The sequence below is a fragment of the Janthinobacterium goodfellowi genome (genome assembly GCF_051380695.1).
In the GTDB taxonomy this organism is placed as follows: Bacteria; Pseudomonadota; Gammaproteobacteria; order Burkholderiales; family Burkholderiaceae_D; genus Janthinobacterium.
Genome location: NZ_JBNYXN010000001.1, coordinates 1,408,641 through 1,420,984, shown reverse-complemented (window position 1 = coordinate 1,420,984; position 12,344 = coordinate 1,408,641). Strand labels below are relative to the sequence as shown.

At 68.2% G+C, this 12,344-nt stretch carries 11 protein-coding genes; all 11 read left to right on the top strand.

What is annotated here, in order from left to right; genetic code table 11:
* Nucleotides 1-8: 8 nt before the first annotated feature.
* The 11 genes from ACQ4WQ_RS06430 to ACQ4WQ_RS06380 all read left to right on the top strand — a co-directional run bounded on the left by ACQ4WQ_RS06430 (nucleotide 9) and on the right by ACQ4WQ_RS06380 (nucleotide 12,279).
* Complete coding sequence (locus ACQ4WQ_RS06430) at nucleotides 9-1,598, top strand: hypothetical protein (RefSeq protein WP_436495480.1); 1,590 nt, start codon at nucleotides 9-11, stop codon at nucleotides 1,596-1,598.
* Complete coding sequence (locus ACQ4WQ_RS06425) at nucleotides 1,595-2,281, top strand: hypothetical protein (RefSeq protein ID WP_436495478.1); 687 nt, start codon at nucleotides 1,595-1,597, stop codon at nucleotides 2,279-2,281. The genes ACQ4WQ_RS06430 and ACQ4WQ_RS06425 overlap by 4 nt, the downstream gene beginning before the upstream one ends.
* Complete coding sequence (locus tag ACQ4WQ_RS06420; protein ID WP_436495476.1) at nucleotides 2,278-2,685, top strand: hypothetical protein; 408 nt, start codon at nucleotides 2,278-2,280, stop codon at nucleotides 2,683-2,685. Before ACQ4WQ_RS06425 ends, ACQ4WQ_RS06420 begins: the two co-directional genes overlap by 4 nt.
* Nucleotides 2,682-3,404 (top strand): hypothetical protein, encoded by a 723-nt coding sequence (locus ACQ4WQ_RS06415; protein ID WP_436495474.1) that lies wholly within the window; start codon nucleotides 2,682-2,684, stop codon nucleotides 3,402-3,404. The genes ACQ4WQ_RS06420 and ACQ4WQ_RS06415 overlap by 4 nt, the downstream gene beginning before the upstream one ends.
* On the top strand, nucleotides 3,401-4,111 hold the full coding sequence (locus ACQ4WQ_RS06410; RefSeq protein WP_436495472.1) for a type II secretion system protein: 711 nt from the start codon (nucleotides 3,401-3,403) through the stop codon (nucleotides 4,109-4,111). Before ACQ4WQ_RS06415 ends, ACQ4WQ_RS06410 begins: the two co-directional genes overlap by 4 nt.
* Nucleotides 4,111-4,884 carry an ABC transporter permease subunit gene (locus ACQ4WQ_RS06405; protein WP_436495470.1) on the top strand — a complete coding sequence of 258 codons (774 nt, stop codon included), beginning with the start codon at nucleotides 4,111-4,113 and terminating at the stop codon, nucleotides 4,882-4,884. Before ACQ4WQ_RS06410 ends, ACQ4WQ_RS06405 begins: the two co-directional genes overlap by 1 nt.
* Nucleotides 4,884-5,603, top strand: coding sequence for a hypothetical protein (locus tag ACQ4WQ_RS06400; protein WP_436495468.1), 720 nt, complete (start codon nucleotides 4,884-4,886; stop codon nucleotides 5,601-5,603). Before ACQ4WQ_RS06405 ends, ACQ4WQ_RS06400 begins: the two co-directional genes overlap by 1 nt.
* Nucleotides 5,604-5,689: 86 nt before the next feature.
* A complete protein-coding gene (locus ACQ4WQ_RS06395) occupies nucleotides 5,690-6,262 on the top strand; it encodes a prepilin-type N-terminal cleavage/methylation domain-containing protein (RefSeq protein WP_070313522.1) in 573 nt (190 codons plus the stop codon).
* Between the two features lie 27 nt (nucleotides 6,263-6,289).
* Nucleotides 6,290-6,655, top strand: coding sequence for a YgiW/YdeI family stress tolerance OB fold protein (locus ACQ4WQ_RS06390; RefSeq protein WP_326459754.1), 366 nt, complete (start codon nucleotides 6,290-6,292; stop codon nucleotides 6,653-6,655).
* A gap of 231 nt (nucleotides 6,656-6,886) precedes the next feature.
* Complete coding sequence (locus tag ACQ4WQ_RS06385; protein WP_436495466.1) at nucleotides 6,887-11,359, top strand: PAS domain-containing protein; 4,473 nt, start codon at nucleotides 6,887-6,889, stop codon at nucleotides 11,357-11,359.
* A complete protein-coding gene (locus tag ACQ4WQ_RS06380) occupies nucleotides 11,356-12,279 on the top strand; it encodes a diguanylate cyclase domain-containing protein (RefSeq protein ID WP_326459756.1) in 924 nt (307 codons plus the stop codon). Before ACQ4WQ_RS06385 ends, ACQ4WQ_RS06380 begins: the two co-directional genes overlap by 4 nt.
* Nucleotides 12,280-12,344: the final 65 nt, after the last annotated feature.

The following is a 12,344-nucleotide window of genomic DNA, read 5'->3' as shown; positions in this document are numbered from 1 at the left end:
AGAGCGCCGTGTTCCGCAAACAATTACTCTACATTACCAGCGACGCGCTGTGCGCCTACGACTGGGACCACGGCGTGCTGGGCCAGGGCCACGTCTTCCCCGCCAGCGCGGCCGGGCTGGACGGTTTCGCCGCATGGCTGGAAGACCCGCAGGCGCAGCGGTCGGGCGTGCCCGCCTATCTGCTGACGGACCTGATCGAGGAAGATTTCCAGCGCCAGTTGCTGCCCCACGTGCGCGGCAAGGCGGGCCGGGCCTTGCTGGAGCGGCGCAAGCAGCAGTTGCACCGCGACACGCCCTACCGGGGCAGCACCCTGCTGGGCCGCGAAAGCACGGGCCGCCACGATGACCAGGTGCTGTTCTTTGCACTGACCAACCCCTCGCTGCTGCAGCCGTGGACGGAGGCGCTCGAGCACTTGCGCGTGCCCGTGGCCGGCATTTACTCGACCAGCCTGCTCAGTATCGAGCTGGTCAGAAAGCTGTCGATCGCGCACGAACACTTGCTGCTGGTGACGCAGCAATCGGGCGGCTTGCGGCAAAGCTATTACGAAAAGGGCCAGCTGCGCTTTTCGCGCCAGACGGCCACCATCGCGCTCGACGGCGTGGCCGTGAATATCGCGCTGGAAACGGAAAAGACGCGGCAATTTCTCACCAGTACGCGCATGCTGGCGCGCGGCGACGTCTTGAATACCGTCATCCTGGCGCCGGCCGCGCAGATCGCCAAGCTCGAACTGCTGTGCGACAACGGCGTCGAAGTGGCTTATCACTTCATCGACCTGCAGCTGGCGGGCGAAAGGGTAGGCTTGCGCCGGACGCCGGCGCTGGCCGACGAATTGCTGCTGACCTTGCTGGGCAAGCATCCGCCGTCCAGCCACTATCCACCGGGCGCGCTGGCCCGCTATTACCACTTCCAGCGCGCGCGCAAGACGCTGTATGGCGCCAGCGCCCTGATCGGCGCGTCGGCAGCGCTGTGGTGCGCGATTAACCTGCTGGGCGGCATCACCGACGGGGCCGCCATCGAGCGCCTGGCGCAGGAAACGGCGTCCTACCAGGAGCGCTACCGCAGCGTCATGTCGACCCAGCCGCCGGCGCCGGCCAAGACGCAGAACATGAAGGTGGCCGTGACCCTGGGCCACATGATCGCCAGCCAGGCGCCGGAACCGGGCCGTCTGCTGGGCATGCTGAGCGCCGCGCTGGACCAGGCGCCGCAGGTTGCGCTGGGCCAGCTGCACTGGCATGCGGGCCAGGCGCCTGCGCGCGCGGCCGGCAGCCAGCCACCGCAGCAGCAGCAGCAGCAGCAGCAGCAACAGCAGCAGCAGCAAGGCGGCACGACCGGCAGCGCCCTGGCCGGCATTCCCGTCGCGCCGCCGCAGGCGCTGCGCCTGGAAGCGGACGTGGCCATGCCGAACAACGATTACCGCGCGGCCCTGGCCGCCATCACGGCCTTCGCGCAAACCCTGGCGCGCCAGCCGGGCATGCAGGTGACGATCGAGGAAACGCCGCTCGACCTGCGCCCCAGCGTGGCCCTGTCCGGCAAGAGCGCCGCCCCGGCCCCGGACAGCCAGGCCCGCTTCACTCTCTTGCTCGCGTGGCAGCCATGAGCGGCCCCGTCAAGCAGCCGCCCCTGCCCGGCATGCAACGGACGGGCGCGCCCGCGCGCACCCTGCCCGCCTGGCTGGGCGAACTGCACCTGATACGCCGCGCCCTGCTGTGCTTTGCGCTGACCATGCTGGCCAGCCTGTTGCTGCTGAGCCTGAGCATCGCCTACCGCACGCGCGAAGCGCAGCAGCTGGACCTGGCCCAGCGCACGCGCTCGGCGGCCACCACCCTGTTCAACCACGCGGAGGCGGAGAAGCAGGAAATCCGCGCCTACGAACCGCAATTCCTGGCCTTGCGCCAGCGCGGCCTGATCGGCGAGGAAAACCGCCTGGCCTGGATCGATGCCATCCGCCGCAGCCAGGAACAGCGCAAACTGTTGCCGATCAGCTATGACATCAGCCCGCAGCAGGGGCTGCAAGTGCCGTTGCCCATGGTGATGGGCCAATATCAGCTGCGCGGCAGCCGCATGCGCCTGCAAATGGATTTGCTGCACGAGATGGATTTGCTGAACCTGCTCGGCGATTTGCGCCAGGCCGGCTATTTCGCCGTGCAGGATTGCACGCTCAAACGCCATGCGGCGGCAGGAGCGGGACCAGGCGGCAGCGGGACAGCACCCGCCCTGGGCGCCGAATGCGAGCTGCTGTGGCTGACCCTGGGCAGCGCGCCCGTGCCGGGGCGGCCATGAGGCCCACCCTCATCCTGTCCGCGCTGCTGGCTGGCGCCGCGCTGACGGCCCAGGCACAGCCACCGCAGCTGGGACGCCTGTTCCTGTCGCCCGAGCAGCGCGCCCAGCTCGACGCGCAGCGCTACGGGCCGCCGCCGGCCAATCCGGCCCTGACGCCTCCGCCGCCTCCGCCACCGCCGCCACCACCCGCGCCGCCCGTGGAATTGAACGGCGTGGTACAGCGCAGCAGCGGCCGCTCCACCGTCTGGCTGAACCAGGCAGCGCAGAACGAGCCGTACAACCAACTTGCGCGCGAGCAGCCCGGCAGCCTGACCTTGCGCCTGTCGACGGGCCAGGTGGTGCTGCTGAAACCTGGCCAGCGCTACGACCCGGCCAGCGGCACGGTCACCGAGGCGCAGCCATGACGCCGCGCCAAGCGCGTCGCCAGCACGGCGCCGCCCTGCTGCTGCTGGTGGCCGTGCTGGGCCTGGGCGCGGCCAGCCTGCTGATCGGCGCCTTCGGGCGCAACACGGGCGAGACCGAACGCCAGCAGCGCACCCTGGCCACCCTGGCGCAGGCGCGCGACGCCTTGCTGGGCTTTGCGGCGGTCAATGGCCGCCTGCCCCGCCCTGCCGCCTCCGCGCTCGACGGGCGCGAGCGGGCCGCCGACTGCGCCGGCGACGCCGAGTGCAGCGGCTTCCTGCCATGGGTGGCGCTGGGCGTGGCCGGTGTCGACGCCTGGGGCAAGCTGCTGCGCTACAGCGTCACGCCGGAAATGGCGCGCGCGCCCATCGTCTCGTTTTCCGCCGTTGCCAACAGAGTCGTGCTCACGCGCGACGGGCGCGGCGAACTCGCCTACGTGGCGGGACAGGACCAGTGCGACGTCAGCGCGCAATGCCTGCCCGCCGTGCTGTTCTCGCAAGGCAGGAATCACTACGGCACGGCCGCCAGCGGCGTACCGCAGATCAATACGGCGCGCGGCAATATCGACGAAGCCGCCAACGACGGCGCCAGCCGCCGCTTCATTAACCGCCCCGCCACCGAACTTGCCACGCTGCCCGGTGGCGCCTTTGACGACATGCTGACCTGGATTACCTTGCCCACCCTGTATCAACGCATGCGCGCCGCGCGCAACCTGCCATGAGCGCCCGCCATGCGCGCCGCCAGCGCGGCTTTTCCCTGATCGAGATCGCCATCGTGCTCGTCATCGTCGGCCTCATGATCGGCGGCCTGGTCACGCCATTGACGGTGCAGCTGGAACAGCGCAAGGTGGCCGAGACGCAACAGGCACTGAATGAAGCGAAGGAAGCGCTGACGGGCTACGCGCTGCGCTACGGCTACCTGCCGTGTCCCGCCATTTCCGCCGGCAATGGCCTGGAAGACCGGCGCGGCGCCCGCTGCACGGGGGACAAGCGCGCCGGCTTCCTGCCGTGGGCCACGCTGGGGCTGCGCCAGGGCGACAGCTGGAACAATCTGTTCCGCTACAGCGTGACGCCGGCCTTCAGCGACAGCGAGCAACAATTCAACCTGGGCACGCCGCGCGACATCAGCATCGTCACGCGCAACGGCGGCGCGCTGCTGCAGGCGACGGCGTCAAGGGACATTCCCGCCATGATCATGTCCCACGGCAAGAACGGTTTTGGCGCCACCGGCGTGCAGGGCCAGCGCCAGGCTGTGCCTTTCGGCAACAATGTCGACGAGCGCAACAATGCATCGAACGCCACCACCTTCATCAGCCGTGCCGCCAGCGGCCCGCAGCAGCCCGGCGGCGAGTTCGACGATATCGTCGTCTGGCTGTCGCCGAATATCCTGTTCAACCGCATGGTGGCGGCGCAAAGGCTGCCCCGCTGATGCCGATGCTCCTGCCCTCGTTCACCATCGCCCGCTACACGCTGCTCGAAGCGCTGCGCAGCCGTCTGCCGTGGCTGTTCATGCTGGCCGCCTGCGCCGGCGCCGGCCTGGCCGGCTTCCTGCAGCAACTGGCGCTGACGGAAAGCGGCGCCGTGCAGGCGGCGCTGCTGGCGGCCACCCTGCGCCTGGCCAGCGTCTTCCTGCTGGCCACGTTCATCATCACCAGCATGGCGCGCGAAGCGGCCGACCGGGGCCTGGAGCTGCTGCTGGCGTTACCCATGCCGCGCGCAGCCTACCTGCTGGGCAAACTGCTGGGCTACGGGGCGCTGGCGGCCGTGCCCGCCGTGCTGTTCGGCCTGCTGATGGCGCTGTTCGCCGCACCCGCGCAAAGCGCGCTGTGGGCGCTGTCCTTGCTGGGAGAATTGTGGATCGTCGCCGCCTTCAGCCTGCTGTGCGCGGCCAGCCTGCAGCAGGCCTTGCCCGCGCTGGCCGCCACGGGCGGCTTCTATGTGCTGGCGCGCATGCTGGGCAGCCTGCAGTTACTCGCACACGGCCCGCAGGCGGGCGACTCCCTGGTGCAGCGCACCACGGCAGGCGCCATCGACGTGCTGGCCCTGCTATTGCCCCGCCTCGACGCCTTTGCGCGCACCGAGTGGCTGCTGTACGCGACCGGCGACTGGCAAGCCCTGGCCAGTGTGGCGGCGCAAACGGCCATCTATGTGGCCTTGCTGGCCAGCTGTGCGCTGTGCGACTTTTACCGCAGGAACATCTGATGGCCGCCGCCCAGCGTCCCTGGTCGAGCGTGCCGCGCCCCCTGTGCTGGCTGCTGGCGGCCTGCCTGCTGCTGCAGCTGGGCTGGCGCCTGGCGCAGCAGCAGGCACCGCCACAGGCGCGGCCCCTGCCCGCCGCGCCGCCGGCGGCTGTGGCGCGCCTGGCCAGCCTGGGCGAGCCGCTGGCCATGTCGAAGGCGATGCTGCTGTACCTGCAATCGTTCGAGGACCAGCCCGGCGTCAGCCTGCCGTGGCGCAAGCTCGACTATGACCGCCTGGCCGGCTGGCTGGAGACGGCGCAAACGCTCGATCCGCGCAGCCAATACCCGCTGGTGGCCGCCAGCGAAGTGTACGCGGGCGTGGCCGATCCGCAGCGCGCGCGGCGCATGCTCGATTTTGTCGCCGCCAGCTTCGCCGCCGATCCGCAGCACCGCTGGCCCGCCATGGCGCAGGCGGCGCTGGTGGCCAAGCACCAGTTGCATGACCTGCCGCTGGCGCTCGCCTATGCACGCCAGTTGCGCCAGCTGGCGACGGGGCCGCAAGTGCCGGCCTGGGTGCGCGAAATGGAGGCGTTCATCCTGGAAGACATGGACCAGCTCGACAGCGCCCGCCTGGTGATCGGCGGCCTGATCGCCAGCGGCCAGATCACCGATCCGCACGAGCTGGCCTTCCTCGCGCGCAAGCTCGACGAACTGTCCCAACAGAAAAAGGCGGCGCCATGAGCCGCCGTCCGAAATGCCATGCGCGCGCGGCGCCATTTGCAGTAAACTGCCATCCCAAGCACCAGCACTTTTTCCAAGGACATCCCATGCTTCCACGCCGCCAGCACGGCTTTACGCTCGTAGAAATCGCCATCGTCCTGGTCATCATCGGCTTGCTGCTCGGCGGCGTGCTCAAGGGACAAGGCTTGATCGACAGCGCCAAGGTGAAAAACATCATCCAGCAATCGAATGCGCTGACGGCCGCCGTCAATGCCTACCAGGACAAGTTCCGCGCCCTGCCCGGCGACGATATCCAGGGCACCGTGCACGTGCCCAATTCCGCCGGCAACGGCAATGGCGACGGCCAGATCGGCGACGGCCAGCCGCGCGAATTCACGCTGGCGCCGCAGCACCTGGCGCTGGGCGGCTTCATTACCGGCTCGTTCAACGGCACCTCGCAATTCATGACCAGCGCCCAGGGCGGCGCCGTCTACCTGTACAACGACGAAGTGGGCGGACGGGCTGGCAACGGCATCCGTTTCGACAACCTGCCCGAGAGCTACGCGGAGCAGATCGACAGCAAACTCGACGACGGCGTGGCCAGCACGGGCAGCGTCCGGGCGAACATGCCCTATGGAAATACCGGTGCTATCATCCCCCGCACCGCCGTGTTTTTCTGAGCCGCCAGTCACTATCGAAGGAATACCATGCCACTGCACCGCACACTCATCGTTTCCCTGGCCGCCGCCTGCGCCTTGCTGGCCGGCGGCGCGCACGCCCAGTACGTGGGCCCGACGGCCGGCCCGGCAGCACCCGGCAATGTGGCTGCCATCCTGAAAAATCCCGTCGACGACCAGGCCGTCGTGCTGCGCGGCCACCTGCTGCGCAAAGTGGGGAACGAGAAATACACCTTCTCCGACGGCACGGCGGAAATCCGCGTGGACATCGACGACAAGGTCTTCATGAACCGCAAGATCGACGCCAACACCCGGGTGGAAATCCGTGGCGAAGTGGAAAAAGACTTCATGGAAAGCCCGGAAATCGATGTCGACGTGCTGACCGTGGTCCCGTAAGTTTTCCTGCCCTCCCGCCGCCACGGCGGGATGGGCGCCCCCTCTTCTGTATCCCTTGCACAACCTTTTTTCCACCCAAGAAACTAGGCTTGTCAGAACAATCAATTTCGTCTAGCATCTTTTCATTCAAGGTCAGCCAGCGCCAGCGTGAGCCTGCCTGTCGACTCATCCATTCTGGGAGCTTTCCGGGTGCAAGATTTGCCTTCGATACGCTCAAGAATTTCATGGCTGGTGTTCGCCTGGGTCATTCCGACGGCGCTCGTGTTTCTCCTGCTCGTGGCGCAAAGCTACACGCGCGAACGCGACCATGTCGTCAGCGAAACGGCGCAGGCGGCGCGGGCGGTCGCCGCCGCCATCGAACGCGACCTGAGCGGCGCCCAGATGGCCGCGCGCATCCTGGCCGCCTCGCCCGCCCTGCAAGACGACGATATCGGCACCCTGCACACCCTGGCCGGCAGCCTGCTGCAGCCGGGCCGGGCCGTCAGCGCCTACATCATCTCCGACGCCAAGGGACGCCAGCTGGTCAATACAGCCTTGCCCGCCGGCCAGGCGCCGCCGCCCTTGCCGCAGAAATGGGCCGCCAGCCTGGAGCGCGCACGCGACTACGGCAAGCCACGGCTGACCAGCCTGCTCATGGCGCCGGACGAGGTGCCGCGGCTGGCCCTGAACCAACCCTTGCCGCGTGATCAAGGTCCCGCCTATGTGCTGACGGCGCTGTACCCGCCCGACTACCTGCCCGTGCTGCTGCGCGAGCTGCACCTGCCGGCCTACCTGGGCGCGGCCATCATCAATGCCGACGGCATCAACGTGGCGCGCACCCTGGCGCCGCAGCGCTATGTGGGCCAGCGCAGCCCGGCCCCCCTGCTGGAGCAGATACGCCAGGCGCGCGAAGGCGTGCTGCGCCATGCCACCCTGGAAGGCATCGACGTGTATACGGGCTTTCGCCGCGCGCCGGACAACGCCTGGACGGTGGCCGTCACCATCCGCACCAGCACGGTGGCCGAAGCCCTGCTGGGTTCCGTCGTCACGGGCTCCCTCATCCTGGCCCTGCTGCTGGGTACCGGCTTTGCCCTGGCCTGGCGCGTGGGCGGCCGCCTGGCCCGCACCCTGCAGGAACTGACCGTGCAGATCCAGGCGCTGGCGCAAGGCAAACCCCTGCTCTCGCACCGCCACACGGACCGCGAATCGGCCGACATGGCAGCCGCCCTGGGCGCGCTGGAACGCGACTTGCGGCGCCACCGCACGCAGCTCGAAAGCCTGGTGGACGAACGCACCCTGGCCCTGGAAAAATCCACGCGCCTGCTCGAAACCGTCTACGCGACGGCGCCCATCGGCATGCTGTTCGTGGACCTGGATTTGCGCATCGTCATGATCAACCAGTACCTGGCCGCCATCAACGGGGCCAGCGTGGCGCAGCATCTGGGCCGTCCCGTGGGCGCCATGCTGTTCGACGCCGCCGTGCGCATGGAGGTGGAACGCTGCGTGCGCCAGGTGCTCGAAACGGGATCGCCCATCGTCGACCTCGAATTGCAGGGCCATAGCGGGCAGCAGCGCGAGCAGCTGAGCCACTGGATCGTCTCGTATCATCCGATTTTCGGCCCCGAGCAGCAGTTGCTGGGCGTGTCGGGCCTGTGGCTGGACATTAGCGAACGCAAGCGCAGCGAAGCGGAATTCCGCCGCTCGAAACACCTGTTCGGCACCATCATCGAAAACATCCCGGCCATGGTCTTCGTCAAGCGCGCCGACAAGCTGAGCTTTGAAATGGTCAACCGCCACGCGGAACTGACCCTGGGACGCTCGCGCGAGCAATTGCTGGGCAAGACCGACCACGACTTCTTCCCGCCGCAGCAGGCGGCCGCCTTCGTCAGCGCCGACCGCAAGCTGCTGGCCACGGGGCAGATGGTGGAAATCGAACAGGAGCCGATCAACACGGCCGACGGCACCACGCGCTACTTCACCACGCGCAAGGTGCTGCTGCGCGACGACGCGGGCCGCGCCAGCCACGTGCTCGGAGTAGCGATCGACATCACGGAACGCAAGCGCGCCACCGAGGTGCTGCACGCCACCACCTTGCGCCTGGAACAGAGCGAGCGCTTCATCCGCACCGTCACCGACAACCTGCCCGGCATGGTCTCGTACTGGGGTGCCGATCTGCGTTGCCGCTTCGCAAATAATTTCTATAACGAATGGTTTGGCCGCAGCAGCGCCGAGCTGGCCGGCATCCACATGAGCGAATTGCTGGGGCAGGAATTGTTCGACGTGTATGCGCCTCATGTCGAGGGCGTGCTGGCGGGCCGGCCGCAAAGCTTCGAGCGCGACCTGCTCGACCCCACGGGCCAGGTATGCCATACGTGGACCAATTACATCCCCGACGTCGACGACAGCGGCGGCGTGCGGGGCTTCTTCGTGCTGGCCTCGGATGTCTCCGAACTCAAGCGCACGGAATTGCGCCTGCACGAACTCAACGAGCAAATGGTGCGCGCGCGCGACAAGGCCGAGGCGGCCAGCACGGCGAAGAGCGAATTCGTCGCCAACATGAGCCATGAAATCCGCACGCCGATGAACGCCATCATCGGCCTGGCGCGCCTGCTGGAAGAGTCGCCGCTGGAACGGCGCGAGCGCAGCTACGTCGGCAAGATCCAGATGGCCACGCAGTCGCTGCTCCATATCGTCAACGACGTGCTCGATTTTTCCAAGATCGAGGCGGGACAGATGGTGCTGGAACAGCGCCGCTTCCAGCTCGAGCGCATGCTGGGCAGCATCGGCGTCCTGCTGGCCAGCAGCGCCTGGGCGCGCGGCGTGGAACCCGTGTTCGTGCTCGACCCGGGCGTGCCCGACGAACTGATCGGCGACGCCCTGCGCGTGGAGCAGATCCTGATCAACCTGGTGGGCAACGCCGTCAAATTCACCGCGCATGGCGAAGTGGTGCTGACCATCGCCATGGCGGCCGAGGATGCGGCCAGCGCGACCCTCGAGTTTTCCGTGCGCGACACGGGCATCGGCATCGGCGCAGCCGAGCAGGAGCGCATCTTCGACGCGTTTTCCCAGGGCGACAGCGGCACCAGCCGCAAATACGGCGGCACGGGACTGGGGCTGGCCATCTGCCGGCGCATGGTGGAATTGATGGGCGGCCAGCTCAGCGTGAAAAGCGCGCTGGGCCAGGGCTCCGACTTCCGCTTCCGCTGCCGCTTCGGCAAGGTGGCGCCGCCGCCGGAGCCGGCGGGCAAGGGTGCGCCCAGGGATCTGTCGCTGCTGATCATCGACGACAACGCCAGCGTGCGCGCCATGCTGGAAGGCTGGTGCGCGGCGCAGGGCTGGCACAGCCGCAGCGCCGACAGCGGCGCGGCCGGCCTGGCGCTGCTGCGGGACCATGCCAGCGGCGGGCCGGCGGCAGACCTCGTATTGCTGGACGCGGCCATGCCGGGCATGGATGGCATTTCCATGCTCACCGAGGCGCGCGCCGGCGCGCACCTGGCACTGCCGCCCGTGATCATGCTGGTGGCCGACCAGGACAGCGAAAACCTCGAACGCCTGGCCGACAGCCTGATGCTGGCCGGCATCGTCTCGAAACCGGCCACCCCGGCGCGCCTGCTGGCGGCCGTGACGGCCGTGCGCGACGGCCGCAATGGGCGCAACGCACCGTCCGCGCTGCCCGTGTCCACGCCCTTGTCGGGTTTGCTGGAAGGCATGCGCGTACTGCTGGTGGAAGACAATGAAATCAACCAGGAAGTGGCGCAGTACATTTTGCTGCACTCGGGCGCGCGCGTAGCCGTGGCCGCCAACGGCAAGCTGGCCGTCGACCTGCTGGCGCACACCCCGCAAGCCTGGGACGTGGTGCTGATGGATTTGCAGATGCCCGTCATGAACGGCTATGACGCCACCCTGGCCATCCGCGCGCTGGGCTTGCCGGACCTGCCCATCGTCGCCATGACGGCCAATGCCATGGACGAAGACCGCCTGCGCGCCGTCGCCAGCGGCATGAATGCGCACGTGGCCAAGCCCATCGATGTCGACGAGATGATCCTGACCCTGACCCGGCTGGTGCCGGCGCCCGGCGGCGGCGCAGTCCGGACGGGCGATGCCGTCACGCGGACGCCGGACCTGCCGGCCGCGGTGCCCGGCATCGACCTGGCGGCGGCCCTGCACCGCTTCGGCGGCGATTACGGCGCCTTCCTGGCCCTGCTCAAGCGCTTTGAGAATTCGCAAGGCGATGCCGTCGAGGACACGCGGCGCCTGCTGGCCGCTGGCCAGACGCGCCAGGCGACGCAGCTGCTGCACCGCGTATGCGGCGTGGCGGCCAACCTGGGCGCCACGCATGTCGCCAGCCTGGCCGGTGCAGCGGAAAAGGCGCTGAACATGGAGCAATCGCACGCCGCGGCGGTCTTGCTGGGACAGCTGGAACTGGCGATGGCGGAAGTCATCGAAGCGGCGCGCACCCTGCCCTCGCCCCTGCGACGCGGCCAGCCGGCAGCGGCGGCGCCCGGCAGCGCACCGCTCGACCTGGGTGCCGGCCTGGCCGACCTGCTCGTCCTCATCCGCAACAATAACCTGAAGGCGCTGGCGCAATTTCACGCCCTGCACGCCGCCATACAACAGTCAGACCGGGAAGCGGCCCTGGCGCTGGCCAACGCGATCGAGACACTGGATTTTTCCGAAGCGGAAAAACTCGTGCTCGATCAGCTGAAACGAGAGGAAAACAAGTGAGCTGGACCAACCTTGCCATGAACGGGCGCATCCTCATCGTCGATGACGCCATGGAAAACATCCAGATCCTGCACCAGCTGCTGCGCGAGGAACACGACGTGCTGTTCGCCCTGAGCGGTGTCAAAGCGCTGGAAATTGCGCACAATCAACTGCCGGACCTGATCCTGCTCGACGCCGTCATGCCCGGCATGGATGGCTATGCCGTCTGCAATGCGCTGCGCGAATCGGCCGTCCTGAGCGCCATCCCCGTCATTTTCGTCACGGCCCTGAACCAGCCCGAGGACGAGACGCGGGCGCTGGAAGCGGGCGCCGTCGATTTCATCACGAAACCGTTCAACGCGGCCGTCGTGCGGGCCCGCGTGCGCAGCCAGCTGACCATCAAGCGGCAGGCCGACGCCATGCGCGAACTGTCGCTGACGGATTCGCTGACGGGCGTGGCCAACCGGCGCAGCTTCAATGACACGATGGACAGCGAATGGCGGCGCTGCGCGCGCGACGGCGTGCCGATGGCCCTCATCATGGCCGATATCGACCACTTCAAGGATTACAACGACACGTATGGCCACCAGGCGGGCGACCTGTGCCTGCAGCAGGTGAGCGCCGCCCTGCGCCGCTGCGCCGTGCGCCCGCCCGACCTGCTGGCGCGCTACGGCGGCGAGGAATTCATCATCCTGCTGCCGCAGGAAACGCGCGACGGCGCCGAAGTGGTGGCCCAGCGCATCCTCGACGAAGTGCGCGCGCTGCACATTCCCCACGCCAGATCGAGCGCCGGCCCGCACGTCACCGTCAGCCTGGGCATGGCCAGCGTCATGCCGACCGAAGGCATGGACCCCAGCGCCCTGATCCGCGCCGCCGACGCCCTGCTGTACCGCGCCAAGCATACGGGGCGGGACAGGTATTGCGCGTCGGAGGGGGAGTAAAGAGGAGGCGCGCGCACCTGCGTCGGCTTACGCCCTGCGGGCTAAACCGACCTACGCCGACCTAC